This is a genomic window from Serratia sp. PGPR-27 (assembly GCF_022678525.1).
Lineage (GTDB): Bacteria > Pseudomonadota > Gammaproteobacteria > Enterobacterales > Enterobacteriaceae > Serratia > Serratia nematodiphila.
The window spans coordinates 84643-100278 of record NZ_JALBYS010000001.1 but is presented as its reverse complement, the minus strand read 5'-3'; the positions used below and the strand labels follow the sequence as shown (position 1 = coordinate 100278).

15 protein-coding genes, 1 tRNA gene and 1 pseudogene are annotated in these 15636 nt (G+C 45.6%); 7 read left to right on the top strand and 10 right to left on the bottom strand.

What is annotated here, in order from left to right; translation table 11 throughout:
• Window positions 1-6: 6 nt before the first annotated feature.
• Window positions 7-1437: a 6-phospho-beta-glucosidase gene (locus tag MMS95_RS00485; protein ID WP_242141297.1), complete on the top strand. Its 1431-nt coding sequence runs from the start codon at window positions 7-9 to the stop codon at window positions 1435-1437.
• A gap of 24 nt (window positions 1438-1461) precedes the next feature.
• Here MMS95_RS00485 and MMS95_RS00480 read toward each other — a convergent pair whose 3' ends face one another.
• From MMS95_RS00480 to MMS95_RS00465, 4 genes are all read right to left on the bottom strand, one after another.
• Window positions 1462-1716, bottom strand: coding sequence for a contact-dependent growth inhibition system immunity protein (locus MMS95_RS00480; RefSeq protein WP_277951772.1), 255 nt, complete (start codon window positions 1714-1716; stop codon window positions 1462-1464).
• A 73-nt stretch (window positions 1717-1789) separates the two neighbouring features.
• Window positions 1790-2077 (bottom strand): contact-dependent growth inhibition system immunity protein, encoded by a 288-nt coding sequence (locus MMS95_RS00475; protein ID WP_242141295.1) that lies wholly within the window; start codon window positions 2075-2077, stop codon window positions 1790-1792.
• A 4-nt stretch (window positions 2078-2081) separates the two neighbouring features.
• Entirely contained in the window at window positions 2082-2909 is an 828-nt protein-coding gene (locus tag MMS95_RS00470) for an RNase A-like domain-containing protein (RefSeq protein WP_242141294.1), read from the bottom strand.
• 149 nt (window positions 2910-3058) lie between these two features.
• On the bottom strand, window positions 3059-3571 hold the full coding sequence (locus MMS95_RS00465; RefSeq protein ID WP_239442074.1) for a putative T6SS immunity periplasmic lipoprotein: 513 nt from the start codon (window positions 3569-3571) through the stop codon (window positions 3059-3061).
• A gap of 307 nt (window positions 3572-3878) precedes the next feature.
• On the opposite strand from MMS95_RS00465, the gene MMS95_RS00460 reads away from it, so the two are divergent.
• A complete protein-coding gene (locus MMS95_RS00460; RefSeq protein WP_242141293.1) occupies window positions 3879-4187 on the top strand; it encodes a hypothetical protein in 309 nt (102 codons plus the stop codon).
• Between the two features lie 169 nt (window positions 4188-4356).
• The gene (locus tag MMS95_RS00455) at window positions 4357-5115 is read left to right on the top strand and encodes an HNH endonuclease (RefSeq protein WP_242141292.1); all 759 of its coding nucleotides are present in this window, start codon (window positions 4357-4359) and stop codon (window positions 5113-5115) included.
• Between the two features lie 5 nt (window positions 5116-5120).
• Here the strand turns inward: MMS95_RS00455 and MMS95_RS00450 are convergent, their stop codons facing one another.
• The 3 genes from MMS95_RS00450 to dcm all read right to left on the bottom strand — a co-directional run bounded on the left by MMS95_RS00450 (window position 5121) and on the right by dcm (window position 8479).
• Entirely contained in the window at window positions 5121-5576 is a 456-nt protein-coding gene (locus tag MMS95_RS00450; RefSeq protein WP_277951771.1) for a very short patch repair endonuclease, read from the bottom strand.
• 552 nt (window positions 5577-6128) lie between these two features.
• Window positions 6129-7109, bottom strand: coding sequence for a DUF4928 family protein (locus MMS95_RS00445; protein WP_242141291.1), 981 nt, complete (start codon window positions 7107-7109; stop codon window positions 6129-6131).
• Window positions 7109-8479 carry a DNA (cytosine-5-)-methyltransferase gene (gene dcm, locus MMS95_RS00440; RefSeq protein ID WP_242141290.1) on the bottom strand — a complete coding sequence of 457 codons (1371 nt, stop codon included), beginning with the start codon at window positions 8477-8479 and terminating at the stop codon, window positions 7109-7111. The genes MMS95_RS00445 and dcm overlap by 1 nt, the downstream gene beginning before the upstream one ends.
• A 309-nt stretch (window positions 8480-8788) precedes the next feature.
• Here dcm and MMS95_RS00435 point away from each other — a divergent pair.
• From MMS95_RS00435 to MMS95_RS00420, 4 genes and pseudogenes are all read left to right on the top strand, one after another.
• Window positions 8789-9097, top strand: a pseudogene (locus tag MMS95_RS00435) (transposase); the annotation flags it as partial.
• A 314-nt stretch (window positions 9098-9411) separates the two neighbouring features.
• Window positions 9412-9666, top strand: coding sequence for an ogr/Delta-like zinc finger family protein (locus tag MMS95_RS00430; protein ID WP_242141289.1), 255 nt, complete (start codon window positions 9412-9414; stop codon window positions 9664-9666).
• 391 nt (window positions 9667-10057) lie between these two features.
• Window positions 10058-11197 carry an AAA family ATPase gene (locus tag MMS95_RS00425; RefSeq protein WP_242141288.1) on the top strand — a complete coding sequence of 380 codons (1140 nt, stop codon included), beginning with the start codon at window positions 10058-10060 and terminating at the stop codon, window positions 11195-11197.
• On the top strand, window positions 11197-12255 hold the full coding sequence (locus MMS95_RS00420) for a DUF4435 domain-containing protein (RefSeq protein WP_242141287.1): 1059 nt from the start codon (window positions 11197-11199) through the stop codon (window positions 12253-12255). The genes MMS95_RS00425 and MMS95_RS00420 overlap by 1 nt, the downstream gene beginning before the upstream one ends.
• Window positions 12256-12290: 35 nt before the next feature.
• Here MMS95_RS00420 and MMS95_RS00415 read toward each other — a convergent pair whose 3' ends face one another.
• From MMS95_RS00415 to MMS95_RS00405, 3 genes are all read right to left on the bottom strand, one after another.
• Window positions 12291-13553, bottom strand: a complete 1263-nt coding sequence (locus MMS95_RS00415; protein WP_242141286.1) for an integrase arm-type DNA-binding domain-containing protein — start codon at window positions 13551-13553, stop codon at window positions 12291-12293.
• Window positions 13554-13716: 163 nt separating this feature from the next.
• Window positions 13717-13801: transfer RNA gene (locus tag MMS95_RS00410), tRNA-Leu, on the bottom strand.
• A gap of 1069 nt (window positions 13802-14870) precedes the next feature.
• Window positions 14871-15587, bottom strand: a complete 717-nt coding sequence (locus MMS95_RS00405) for a LuxR family transcriptional regulator (RefSeq protein ID WP_242141285.1) — start codon at window positions 15585-15587, stop codon at window positions 14871-14873.
• Window positions 15588-15636: the final 49 nt, after the last annotated feature.

The window sequence follows — 15636 nt, the reverse complement described above, 5'->3', positions numbered from 1 at the left end:
GATTGCATGTCTGACTCAACATTCCCTAAAGGATTTTTATGGGGCGGCGCACTGGCCGCCAACCAGGCGGAAGGCGGCTATCGCGAGGGCGGCAAAGGGCTGACCACCGTCGATATGCTCCCGCACGGCACCAACCGCATGGCGGTCAAACTCGGGCTGGAGAAGCGCTTTAGCCTGCGCGACGACGAGTTTTATCCCAGCCACGACGCCATCGATTTCTACCACCGCTACCGCGACGACATCGCGCTGATGGCGGAGATGGGCTTTACCGTGTTCCGCACCTCCATCGCCTGGAGCCGGATTTACCCCAACGGCGACGAGCTGACGCCCAACCCCGAGGGCATCGCCTTCTACCGCAGCCTGTTCGAAGAGTGCCGCCAATACGGCATCGAGCCGCTGGTGACCCTGTGCCATTTCGACGTGCCGATGCACCTGGTGACCGAATACGGCTCCTGGCGCAGCCGCAGGATGGTGGAGTTCTTCACCCGCTACGCCCGCACCTGCTTCGAAGCCTTCGACGGGCTGGTGAAATACTGGCTCACCTTCAACGAGATCAACATCCTGCTGCACAGCCCGTTCTCCGGCGCGGGGCTGGTGTTTGAAGCGGACGAAAACCCCGAACAGGTGAAATACCAGGCCGCGCACCACGAACTGGTGGCCAGCGCGCTGGCGACGCGCATCGCCCACGAAGTGAACCCCGCCAATCAGGTAGGCTGCATGCTGGCCGGCGGCAACTTCTACCCGTGGTCCAGCAAGCCGGGAGATGTGTGGGCCGCGCTGGAGAAAGACCGCGAGAACCTGTTCTTTATCGACGTGCAGGCGCGCGGCGTTTACCCCTCCTACGCCGCCCGCGTCTTCCGTGAGAAAGGCGTCAGCATCGTCATGGAACCAGAAGACGCCGACATCCTGAAGCACACCGTCGACTTCGTCTCCTTCAGCTACTACGCCTCGCGCTGCGCCTCCGCCGACATGAACGACAACAACAGCAGCGCCGCCAACGTGGTGAAATCGCTGGCGAACCCGCACCTGCCGCGCAGCGAATGGGGCTGGGGCATCGATCCGCTGGGGCTGCGCATCACCATGAACATGATGTACGACCGCTACCAAAAGCCGCTGTTCCTGGTGGAAAACGGCCTGGGCGCGCACGACGAGTTCAATGCCGCAGGCGAGATTGAGGACGACTACCGCATCAGTTACCTGCGCGAACACATCCGCGCCATGGCCGACGCCATCGCCGACGGCGTGCCGGTGCTGGGTTACACTACCTGGGGCTGCATCGACCTGGTGGCCGCCTCGACCGGCGAAATGAGCAAGCGCTACGGCTTTGTCTACGTCGACCGCGACGACCAGGGCAACGGCACCCTCGCCCGCACCCGCAAGAAATCGTTCTGGTGGTATAAGAAAGTGATCGCCAGCAATGGGGGGGATTTGGGGTAGGTTTGGGGCGGTGGGGTTGGGGGCTTAAATTCGCTTAAGCTGCCCCAGCTTGTGTTCCGTTTTTCGTTGCAATATGGCAAAGAACCCTACCGCTGTCGTGCCCCAGCTCTCCGGCATAAATTCATCTGAAAAATGCTCCGCCATGCCTTCGTTTATACGCCCTGCATAAGTAGCCTGAAACTCTTTAGTCTCCTCGAGGATATCGCGGATGACTTGAGTGCCGTTTTGCTCCAGGAAGCCGTCAATCACCCTCTCGGCCGTTTCGGCATCAGTAAACAGTCATAATCCTGACCGAAGTAAATACTGAATAGGCTACTGAGCTCGCTAAAGTGATTGCGAATCACGGTGGTGTTCAAAGCACTTTCACTGCAGCGCTTCTGGCCTGTTGTAGGAATGCGGGAACCGTGGTTCCCCATAGCTCCGGGCTGAAGGTAAAACCGAAACGTTGGCTGAATAATGACTCCACATTATCCTGCGCCAATAACGCATCTATCTCATTGACCAAATCCTCGCGCTGCTGATGAGTCGCCAGACGAATGTACTCTGCGATCAGCGCAGTAATATCGCCCTCTGCATTTATCAGGTCATAATCTTGACCAAAATAAACAACGATCAGGTTATCAAGTTCGCTGGTTTTCATCGGCTTATCTCGCAGGGAAGGCGCTAAGGATAAAGTAAGGTTTGCCATTATAGCGGGTAAATTCAATCACAACGCCAACCCGGTGACATTGATAGACGTCAGTGCTGCCGCGTAACACGCCGTAACCCACTGACTCTGAAAAATTATGATACACGCTCAAACGGCTGCCGGGAGATGCGTACTTTACCCAATTCATAATATCTGCACGGTTCGCCTTGACCGTGACAGATACATACTTTTCGGCCTCCTTTACCGATCTGAAGGTACTTGCCGCGATCAGTTTCGGGCGCCTGGCTAGCCTGGCAATAAGCGCTTCCGGAGCTATGTTTATATGCCGAGCCAATGTGTGCCCGCCCGGATATTTACCGCTAACGGACTCATGCTCAATCAGCTTAACCCGCCCCATGCGCACGGATGCGGCTCTGGCAGCACCAACCGCTCCGGCAAAGACTAAAGGCACGGCAATATCGACCGTTAAACCGACGTTATAGGCCGTTTCCCTATCGGCACCCAGTGTTTGCGCCAATAAAACGGCAGACTGATAAGTATCGGTAGTTGTTGGATGCCCGGTAATCATCTGATTGGAAGCAGCTTTGATGCTGTCCAGGCTATGCGTTCCCACCACCACACACCCGACTTTGGTGATAAACGTCGGATCCGGCGCATAGCACAACACCCCCGCCCCCATCAGCTCAACGACACCACCGGCAAGCCCCAAACCGCCAAGCAGGCGGTTACTGAGCGTTTCACCTTTAGTGACGCTTTCATCAGACAGTACCGCCGCAAGCTGCACCGGCGACAGGGCAATACGCAACTCATCTTCATTCGCCATGTTCGTTCATCCGTGAATTAGCAAAGCCGTATGATTAACATAAGCTCTAGAAAGGATAAATACTGGAACGGTTAACGCCGAATTAACCGGCACCTTATCTGCAAGGCTTGGACAATGCTGAAGCACTGTTATTTCAAAAGAGCGCCTCGTTATTGGATGTTTTCGATAGCAAAGTGATTATTGAATCTTTTCACTTTGAAGTGAGCGATAAAGGCCCTGCCGGAGACATCCTGCAGATTTCTGCGCTTCTCAATCGGTACGAAATTTAGCCTCATGCTGTAGATATAATTTTCCTGAAACGGGTAATCTTCTTGGGTAACACAAATGCCATTTTTCAGATCCCGATTCACCACCTCAATCAATTTCTCATCCAAATCACCACTGATATAGAGCGTATCTGGCCTTTCGTTTTCCTTTGGTGACGGATAGATGCAGATGTCGCCATTCGCTTTAGCATGGGCGGCGATAGGGATGTCCGGCACATAGCGCTGATCGAGACGATCGCCAATGCAGGCGCTCAGTAATGCTGCACCGAAAGCGATAAGTAAGAAATTAGCTTTCATCATATTCGAATATTTATAAATCTTAAGGAAGAAATTTAATCCATGAATGGATGACTGATAGTTCGACGCAAAGATGATATGCCGAATTGCGAGGTACATTCCAATCCTAAAAGTAAATAAACTGTAATTCCATACAGCTTATTTTTTCCTTTTATTGATAACGTTATAGTTTTTCCGCTGCGGCAAAATCCGTAGCCGGAGTTAGCGTTCCGAATCTGACATACTACCGCTGTATTATGTAATAATGCAGCAGCTTTAGTTCACTCCAAATAATGGTGGCTCAGGCGGGGGCTTCGCAAGAAGCGCCGGTTCGTATGTCCCGGTGACGCTAACCCCGTCTGGGCTACCACCCGAGTTTAGCGTCTCTGGTGATAGTCATTAACTAATGACATACGGAGATGCACCCATGACAAAGGTTCCCACTACAGAATCCGTTGCAAGCACCCTTACCCTCTACCGCCAACTGTTTAACCACCTCGATCTTAGCGCTTTCAATCCCTCAGAACTTTTAGACCTGGCCGCCCTCTCTGCCGAACAGGCGGAAGGGCTGTGCCACGGCCTGATGCTGTTCGGCCATTTACTGCAAAAGCACCCACAGTTGGATGTCGAAGGCTGGGAACAGCTGAACCGCTACCTCAACGCCACGGCGCATCTGGTTCCTGCGTTGTGTAATCTTTATGGGCGGGCACTGCAGGAGATGGAAGCCTGCGACTAACGTAAATGGCAATCAGGGCGATGCTCATCGCCCTTCCCAACCATGCTTTTCCAATAGACCTGACTGACATATCACAACAAAAACATTCATCAAGGTAGGCATTTCCTCCCCTACCTGGCATAGTTAACGCATTCGGTAAATCGATGAGTTAACTGCTGGGTATTGATGCATGGCTGCCGCAAGACTTTGGACTAGGGAAGAATTACTACTCGCTTTCACTCTGTATAGTCAGATTCCGTTCGGCAAACTTCATTCGAGAAATCCCGAAATAATCCACTATGCAAAATTGATCGGACGCACGCCGTCAGCACTCGCAATGAAGCTGGTTAACTTAGCTAGCTTGGATCCGTACATCATCGAATCTGGTCGCAGCGGTTTGAAAGGGGCCTCCAATGCCGATCGCGAACTGTGGAAAGAAATGAGTCAAGATATGGATTTATTCAATCAGCAATGCCAAACAGCAATGGAACACTTGGAGAAACCAGCCGCGCCTGAGTTTGATGAAGAGTCAAAAGATTTCAGTGGCAGAGATAAGATCTCTACAGTCAAAACACGTGTAGACCAAAACCTGTTCCGCAAGAATGTATTGGAAGCGTACGAATATCGCTGCTGTATCACCGGATTAGAAGAACCTGCATTGCTCGTAGCTAGCCATATCCTGCCTTGGAGTCACTCAATCGAACAACGCCTTAACCCGAGTAACGGGCTATGCTTATCCAGTCTACATGATAAGGCTTTTGATCGTGGGCTAATCACTTTCGATGATAAATTGAGACTGGTACTATCCAAGAAAATCAAGCAGTTGAAAAGTAGTATCTATGTGGAAAATTTCGAGAAGTATGAAAATAAAAAAATTAGCACGCCTATAAAGCATTCTCCAGATAAAGAACATCTTGCTTATCATAGAAACAATATATTTATGAGCTAGTAACATTACCTGTCATCGTTGCATATATAGTCTGGCCAACTCAACGTTGGCAAATCGCTTTTAATACACACAGGTAACCATTCAAGTGATGAGTTTTTGTTATCAATACCGCATTGCCACAACTCAAAAACCCGCCAACCATTTTCAAGCAAGGTCAATTTACTATTGATGTCACGCTTCCTATTTCTAACGAATTTCTGCCGCCAGTACTCGACGTTAGTTTTTGGAACGGTGGCAAAACGGCACCCTTCATGCTGATGCCAAAAGCAACCGTGTATAAATATACATAGATTGTATTTTCGGAGTACCATATCAGGCTTACCAGGCAAAGAGTCGACATGAATCCTGAAGCGAAAACCTTGGGAATGCAAGAAGTTACGCACAGTAATTTCCAACTGCGTATTTTTACTTCTTACCCTAGCCATAGTTTTGGACCTAACACTCTTATCCCTTTCGTTCATAAACAAGCTCATTAATACCAAAAAATCAAAATAAAACTCATAGAGAGTATGATTATAATGAGTAAATTTCATTAAATGCAATCACAACGCCGAGAAAAAAAACAATAAAAGCTATAACATAATAAATATTAACAACCATAGGTTAAAACTTATAATATATACATCAATCACCACCTTAACATAACCACCAATTATTAATATCGAGTTACTTACTAGCGCACCTTTTTTCCGCATGCCCAGCGGGGATTTCCGCATCCGATAAAGCCAACTCAATTTAGAAAAACTAATGTAGTCAGTGCCTCACGTCACAATATCTCACTACAACAAGGGGAGAATCTGCGTGGAAGCCCCCCCCTTACCCCCCTAATTTATATTCCAGACTACTCAGAAATTTTATTAGGTCACTCTAAACATCATTAAATCAATTTTCACAAAGCCAATTAAATTTAAATAAAAAATCATTTATGGAGATTACTTACAGCTTCGTAAAAGCCTATGAATTAGTAATGAAAGCAGAGAGAAAATCAAAAATTATAAGTATTTACTATATTTCTATTTTTCACCAAGATCAATTCTCATACTAAGGTCATGTTCAACAGTTTCTATAATGTGATTATATTCTTCAATAATTCTATGGAGTGTTGCTTTACGTCCAGCAGCATTGAACTTGCCGAGTTCTATCACATTAGAGGCCAAGAATTGTTCAAATTCTAGAATATCAACGCGACCATCATATGCTCCCTCTCGTGAGTCTTCCAACATAGCCTCTAATACTAGAGCCCCCTTAGATGAGGTGATCACTAATGGTTTATATCCACCATCCAAGTTTGCAATGCATTTTGCAAGCAAGGCTTCACTGGGCATATTGGTGACATGAATACTCATATCTTCGAAATCAAAATCACCGCTACGACTAGAACCTGAATCGTTCTGATTGGAATGATGATGAGTAATACATCCCCTCCCTAGAAGAACATCCAGTTTTGCTCCTACCATATGTTGCATCAATGATCCAACAAACTTGGTCCCTGCTCCCTCATTTTGTCTAGTTTGGGCCTGTAATAATATGTGACGTATTGCGCGACGAGTTCCCCATTGAGGATCTACGCTTAAAACAAACGGTTTTCGTTCAAAAAATTCTCTGGCTTTGTTGATCCAAAAATGTTCACACTCTTTCAGGTCAATTTCGCCATGTATTTTTTGATATTGGTTCAGCAAGTCAATATAATCAATCATAAGCTGCATACTACCGCGACTAGTCCTACCTCCCTCGCTCGCCAATACCCGCGTTATTCCATATTCACTCAGAATTTTTTGGGTTGCAGCGCCCCCCAATCCTTTTACTTGACCTTGCTTACCAGTCTTCCAATCATTATTACTTAATGGCCATATGAGATTGTTCGATTTTTGCCTATCAAGAGCTTGACGATTAATTACCAAGAGAGCAGCTATAGGCCCTTTATTACCATTAACCAACTTGCTTTCAGCAAATAACTCTAATGATGCCCCAATGTTACTGACAGGTAAGTTCATTATGCGACCTTTCTCTTAACATCTATACTATCACGAGAGCCAGTTAAAAGAGGCTCAAAAATAAATTTAGCAAGATACCGAACTACAGGTACTGCTACCCCATCGCCTGCAATATGGTATGCATCATTGTAGTTATTCGGAAGTTTATAATCATCAGGCAATCCCATTAATCTAGCAGCTTCTCTTGGAGACAATAAACGAGAGCGAATTTTTTCCCCTTCGACAATCAAAATACTCTGTCGACTAGATCCTCCCGCTGGGGTTCGTAAACATCCTGCAATACCATCGAAACGCACCTCTGCTCGCTGAATTTTTTCACCGTTTTGATCTCGTCTTGTCCGTTTATAAAGTCCACCAACAATGCGCTTTCCAGTTTTTTGAGCTTCTTGAACCTTCAAAAGGTTGGAATCTGTCATCATTGCCAGCAACTGCTTTGTTTTTTCTTCACTGTCCCATTTTACATCTTTTGGCTCCTCTTCAATAAGATCGGTGAGTGTAGTTGTCCGCTCTGCGGGAATAGGCAGGTTCCACCATACCCATGATTTCTGTGCGTTATTTGATAGTCCATTATAAGCAGCTACCATCCTCTCTGGATGCCAAATGCTAATTGGTGCATTGGATATCATATCTTGAGGTAATTCGATGGATGGATGTACACCCACGATGAAAACCCGAGGTCGGGACTGCGGAACAAAATGACGAGCATCAATCACCATAGCCCCAAAACGGTAACCAGCATCAGAGAAAACAGAGCCAATAGCCGCAAAATCCTTTCCTTTGTTTGATGTCATTACACCGTAGACATTTTCGAGCACGATAACTTGTGGCGCTCGTTTTTCATTCATCAAATTTCGCATCAAGCGCCAAAATGGCCAAAATGTACCAGACCTAGTTTGATTGCTGTCTAGTTCATGTCCAATACCTTTATAACCGCCCGCTAATGATAAATCTTGGCAAGGGAAGGACGCCCACACTAGTTCAGCTTCGTCAGGTAACAATTGGGTTGTGATCTTATTGATATCTTCAATAAGTAGGTCCGCGCCACCATTCCAGTTGTCACGATAGGCACGACCTTTCATTGGATTGAAGTCATTAGCAAACAGGCAGTCCCACTCAGCCCCCAAACCAGCACGGGCCATACCCCCACCAGCAAAAAACTCGTAAAATCGCGGTCCTTTGCTAACGTCTTGGACAGAATGACTGCGCAAGCTTTCGTTATCACGATCACGCTTGATTTTTTCTTCGATAGCCTGAGCGATCCATGCATTCATAGTCATCTTTCCACCGTCAGCTTGGCACAAACGGAGGATTTCATCATATTTATCACCTGAGATGCGAAGACTAGTACGATAGTTAGTAGTTATACTCATTGATGCTTCCTAAAAGTGGCGCCAAATTTTGGCTCCTGCAAAGAGGATATCGAACTCACAAAATCTGTCAATCCGATTCAGAACAGATATAGAAAATTAAATATAAAACAAATAGTTAAACGCATCATGCAACTTAAAAAATACCACAATGTCAAAAATCTCCCAGCGCAGTAATGATGGGTAACAAACCAAAGTTCCACATACGGAGTTCACAGGATCTTACGTCATCCCATATAGGCGAAAACGACTGTAGAATGCGACCGGTTGATCTGTTCCTCATGTCATTATCAGCAATGTGAGGGCATCCCTATGAAGAAGCATTTTTCCGACGAACAAACCACCAGTATCCTCCACGAGGTCTAAGTCGAAGCCAAGATTTTTCCCAGGAACTCTGCCACAAACTTGCTAGTTCAGAGGTTACTTTCTACATCTGTCGCAAGAAGTTTGGCGGTATGAAAGTTCCTCAAATGAAATCACTTGAAGAAGAGAATACCCGCTTCAAGAAGCTGCTCACCGAAGACATGTTGGATAAAGAGACGGTTCAGGCGACTCTGGACCGAAAGTTCTAGAGGTCATATGTGAGGCAACGGGTCTTCAGCAACACATGCCTGTAGGCAGTAAGGTTTGTCCGTGTTTTTCTGCCGTTATGAGGCTCCACATTCGTCTGCTGATACTCAGTTATCTCTATGTATCACGGATACAGATTCTTGAACGCCAATGCTGTGATTACAGGGAAGAGATCAGTGGGAACGCTACAAGGCCGTATTCGCGCTACCATGCTACGCAAAATATCGACCACCCGGTGCTTAGTGAGATTAGCCTGAAGATACCGGCGTATTGCAGGAGCTGCAAAGAAGTCCAATGCGCCAGATGCAAGTGGCAAGAGAACTGGCGGAAAAACGCCGTCTGTTGCAAGAGAAAGGGGCCTAATCATGATGTGTTGTCCGCTGTGCACCCATGCGTCCTATACCCGCACCAGGCGCTATATCACGGAGCAGACGAAAGAGGCGTATTACCAATGTCAGAGCCTGACCTGTTCTTGCACATTCAAGACGGTGGAAAGCGTCGATAAAATCCTGTGCCAGCCGATACAGGCGCAACCGGTCGATGAGTACGCCCTGCCACCGCCCGAGAAACGGACGTTGAACCGCTATCGCCGTTACAGCAGCACTCCTACCCTGCACTAATCACACTCCACCCCGCAGCTCTCGACAGCATCGCGGGGCATTCCCTCTCCCACCTCGCCCAAAACAGCCTTTTTCCTGGCTAGCCAGCCTCAAATTGCGCGTGCATGCATAGGGTGCATGATTTTGCATGCAAGAAAATGCACTTTTCATCCCCTGCCGCACCAGTACTGGCGCGGCCTGCGGCCGTTCATGCAACTGCATGAAAAGCGACACATGAAGTGCGCAGGCGTGGCGGGGAGAGCATTGCGCGTAAGAAGTAGTGATTTTGATTGGATTGCAATTTATACTAGTAAAGTTTGAATAAAGTAATTATCTGTGAAAAATTTATGAGGGACTAACATGCAATCAAAATCAATAAATCCCACATCGTTCTTGAACACCAGGAGTTAAAATGTCAAAAATATCAAAAATTGACACTTACAACATTATTAACAAGGGAACTGTAAGTGAACTTGATTTAAACAAACGCATAACTATATTAACCGGGTATAATGGATCTGGGAAAACCACACTTTTAAAAGCTATTCACGAAACCATAGCCATTTATAACGACACCATATACCCACACAAAAGAAAAGGCCTTGCTGTCGATATATATTTTGAAAACTCTTACAAAATTAGAAACTTTACTCTTCCGGAAGATGCAAGGCAGCTTGACCTAAATGATCAATCATTTGTTGCTAAACATGTAAAAATTACTGATAAACTTGATTTAGCTTATAAAAAACTATTAAATTCCTTAACCAGAAATAATTCTGCCGAAAAAATCAAATCAAAAGACAACATTAAAATAGGCGAGGATAGTAAAAAAAACAGCAGTTACAATGGATTGGTAATTTTTCCAAAAGATAACAGCAAAAAATTATCATCCATATTATATTGCGATGAACTATTTTACTTCAGCGACGATGAGGACTCAACAAGTAAAGAAAAACTTGAAGAACTCGATGTCTATTCAAGAAGTAATAATCTAGCTAAAACATTGTATATTTTGCTTCAGGAATTCTCTAAAGAATCAATTTTAAACGAGAAGGAAAGAGAAAAAATTGATGCAATGAATGAAATTAAATCCATGTTGGATTATGTTCCAGAGGATAGAAAACTCTCCTTGGAGAAAACTATTCGGGAGCTTGAAGAGAAATCCGATTATAAAAGAGAGTTGAATGATTTTATTGCAATCGTTAATTCTTTTTTTGAGTTAACAAATAGAAAAATATTTATTGATAATGAAGGACTCATATCTCTTGAGTACAAAGAAAATTATTACAAATGGTTTGATTTTTCAAAAGGAGAAATGACATTATTATCCTTACTCTTAGTCGTATACTTACACAGAAACGAAAATGTTATATTTTTATTTGATGAGCCTGATTTATCATTGCACATAAAATGGCAAAAGAATCTAATTTCTAAGCTCGCTGCTATAGCACCTTCTTCACAATTTATCATCAGCACTCATTCCCCAGCCTTGATTGGAAATTATAACGATCAAAGTATTATCAACATAAGTAGCTTATCTAGGGGGGAATGATGAGTAATTTAGGTTTTGGATTTGACAATGACTACTATCAAAATATGAAATATTTTGATGAGGACGAAATAGAAACTGTTTTAGTTTTTTTAGAAGACATGGCAGACTTGCTTGTTTGGGGAGTTTGCTTCCCAAACAATAAACCTATTAACTTCGAATTCAGAAGCACTGAACAATTCGTATTTACAGATAAAATAGTGTCCAGTGGATGTGATCGAATACTCAGCCTTGTAAAAAAAGGAGATATTGTACTTGGTCATAATGTTATTGCCTGCCTTGACAGTGATCATCACGAAATGACTAATTTCCGCAATACTCCTTATGGGGAGTACTATAAAAACCCTAATATTTATTTAACAAGACTGCATTCATTAGAAAACATACAATATCACTTCAATAATATTGATGCACTTCTTGCTGATTCGGTTTGCAAACATGTTTCAGCACTAACACTGAAACCTTCAGATATAGCTAAAGAACTGTCCAATCAAATATACCCTGCCTTTTCAAAATACCTTTTTTTATTATCTTTTGAAAACAATAAAAAAGCATTAGCAATATCTGGGTACGGAAAACTAAAAAAAACAATTAAGTACATGTCATCCGTTGAAAAAACATCATGTACTAATAACTCATCACTTTTGAATTCTAGTCACTGGCGACAAGGAGTATCAAGGTTATCTGATATTAACACTAGCTTGACACAAGCGATATCTGATTTAAATAAAAGCAATGAATATACTGCATATTGTAGTAATTGGAATCATAAAGGCTTTACAATGGATAACGCCTACCTCTTCATGAGAGGACATAATATTAATGATTTCTTTGTTTCTATTCTTGATAAGACATATGATTTATATACGCAACAAGAATGTCAAAGGTTAGTACAAATATGCACTCAAAACAATAAATCGCCTGAAGTTATTCAGCAAAAAGTAGAGCATTATAAGCAAACTACACAACTTTTTAGTTCATTAAAAAAGAAATTACTTGTCCCAGTTAATTCTATACATTTATTCTCCCAAACAGCACAAAGCATCGCACAAGTATATTAAAAAAGTAATGAGGGCTATGCAGCTCTCATTACTCCTCAAGAACATCTATTTTTTGCAAATTCATATGGTGATAAATATTGCACACGACTTTCATCAATATAATCAGCCCACCATTGAACCATTTTCTTCCTTTCCTCTAAATACTCTGATGTATGAACATAAGCAGCCCGGACACTATTACGTTCTGAATGGCTCAACTGCCGCTCTATAGCGTCATCACTCCACAACCCTGACTCACCCAAAGCACCGCGCGCCATTGTTCTAAATCCATGCCCGCAGACCTCAGTTTTCGTGTCATATCCCATCGCACGCAATGCGCTGTTTACCGTGTTTTCACTCATAACCTTAGTTGCGTCATGATCACCCGGAAAAAGCAGCTCTTTATCACCACTAATCTGCTTTAACTGGTCTAACAAAATCATCGCCTGTCGACTAAGCGGAACGATATGCTCCTCTTTCATCTTCATGCCACGGTACGAGTAACGCACGCCTTTAATTTCTTCTCGTTTTGCAGGTACTCGCCAGAGAGATTTATCGAAGTCGAACTCATCCCAACGCGCGAAACGTAACTCACTTGAACGCACAAAAGTTAGTAAGGAAAGCTCGACCGCGATCCGTGTCATTACACGGCCACGATAAGCAGCAAGACGAGCAAGAAACTCAGGGAACCGGTTTGAGGGCAAAGCGGGGTAATGTCGCGCTTTAGTTGTCGATAGCGCACCGGCCATATCACTGGCTGGATTTGAGTCGATGTAATCGTTCTGTACGGCATAACGCATAATGGCAGTAACGCGCTGTTGCAGGCGCTGAGCAACGTCATGCTTACCACTGGCATCAACTTTTTTAATCGGGGCTAACAGGTGACTGGTTTTGAGCAGGCGAATGTCGGACGAACCGATATGAGGAAAAATATAAAGCTCAAGATAGCGAAGAACGCGCGAGCGATGGTCTTCACTCCATCGCTTGTTACTGGCATGCCATTCACGAGCAATGGTTTCGAAAGTATATGCCCCCGAATTCTCGGCCTGAGCTTCTTTCTGTTCAGCTTTTGGATCGATGCCCTGTACTAACAGCTTTTTAGCTTCGTCGCGCTTTGCTCTTGCCTGAGCAAGCGTCACAGTAGGCCACACACCAAAAGCGAGGCGATCCTCTTTTTTGTCAGAGGGGCATCTGTATTTCATGCGCCAGTATTTAGAACCCTTGGCCGAAACCTCGAGATACAAACCGCCGCCATCGGCCATTTTGTAGGTTTTGTCTTTTGGCTTTGCGGTCTCGACCTGTCTGGCGTTGAGCTTCATTTGGGGGCACATTTCTAATCGAAGTTAAGATGCCCCCAATTATGCCCCCAATGACATCCGGATTTCAACGGACAACCTCGGACGACTCAGGACGTAAAAATCGCTGCAAGCATTGATTTTTAAGGGATAATTGGACTTTCTCGGATGGTCTTGGAAGTACTAATGGTGCCGAAGGCCGGACTCGAACCGGCACGTATCTCTACGGTTGATTTTGAATCAACTGCGTCTACCGATTTCGCCACTTCGGCACTGAAGTAGTATGCGGAAAACGGGTGAATTATACCTTCCCGCGACCAGCACGCAACACTTATCCGTTGTTCAATGAGTTAAGTGTCGAAAAAACCGCCGCAACGCGCATTTGCCCGCCCCCTCTTCCCGCTTTGCGCCCTTCCCAACCACGTTGATGATGAACATACTGCATTGCAATGAGCATCCTGGCTCAGGCGCCACGCTCACGCAATACCATCCGCTTCCATATTCCAGCCTCGTCGCACAGAGCAATGATGAATCATGTGCCGTACGTCACTCTCTCCCGCTAGCCAGAGCCGCTCGCCCAGCTAGCGAAACAAGTTCAGGAGCCCGGCACGCCGCAACCCGCCTCCCCCATCGCCACTGTCTCACCCTGCGCATGGCAAAAACAAAATAATCCCCAGCCGCAATGACAACGCTGCAAATAATTGCAGAACAATGTGTCAGCCAATAAAGAATGAGGTTGCGTAACATTCCGAGAACACTATTTTTTCATTGGTAAATATCAGACGGGAAATATAAAGAGAGGAATAACGCCATCAAGAAAGAGACGGTATTTTCGGTTGGATAGGCTTCGAACTAAAATCACCAGAAAATAGCGCACATACCTAACAAAATGGCTGGTTAATGCCTAAAAACCAGCTGAGATCGCTTGCCTCTGCGGAGTTAATCGCTTTAAGATGGTGCAAGAAAATTTTCCCTGGTGTTGGCCAATATTGGCAACCTGGCCCTACGCGGTCAGGTTTTTTTTTGTATTTTTTATCAAAACATTACCGGGAAAGTGTATCGCCTCAAGGGGTGAGAAACCAGTTAGACTAAAGTACAGTCCCTTACTAGACCTTTATAAGTTCAGATAGGTGATTATTTCATATCGCAGAGTTCGGGGCCGATACGTTATTGCGGCCTTTACGTTAATCGCCTCGGCGCCAACTCAATACCGATTTAACGCCCGTCATTTCCTGAATCGAAAGACGCTGTTCGCCAGCCGATATTTTCTCACTTTAGACGTATCCCGCTGATGAGTTCTGCGCAGTCGTTGCCTCAGTATTCCACGGGCTAGCATGCCCGTCATTCCACCGGTTTAATCAGCCGCAGCTCCATCCCCAAGCGCACGGCATGTCGGGCATTCGTGACCCCCAGCTTTTTGACGACGTTGGACATATGAAACTTGATGGTGCCGGTCTTGATGCCCAGGATCATCGCCGTTTCCTGGTAGGTTTTACCCACGCTGGCCCAATAGAGGATCTCGTTTTCCCTGTCGGTAAAGCGGGCGTTTCTCTCCAGCGCTGCGGCGTTTTTTGCTGACAGTGGGGACAGCGCCAGGTACGACTCATGGATTGAGGCCAGCAATACCGAAATGTCGCCTTTACGCTCGGTGAGCGCCTGGATGGCCGCCATTTTCTGTTCCGCGCTGAAGGCAAAGGAAAGCGTGACGAGGTTGTCGTTGTAATCGTGCAGCACGAAGGTATAGCCGTGCGTCACGCCAAACTCGCGGGCCTGTTCGAACAGTTCGGGAAAGTGCAGCCCTGCGTCGGCCATGATTTGCTCGTCCCAGGCGAAGGGGGTCAGGCGGTTACGGGCGGTAAGCACCACCGGATCAATGTACTGCAACCCCTGCTCTTGATACTTTTTTACCCATTCACTCGGGTAGTTGGTGACGCCAAAGATGCAGGCAATGTCTTTTTTGGATAACACCACATATGCCCACAGGAGATCGCCCAACTCTCCTAGTGCCGCTTCCAGGCGCTTGCCGATAATGTTGCTGAGATTATATTCATCTTCCATTGGCTGCCAGCTCCCTCTCCCTGCATTGCCGCTGAGGTGACTATAGCAC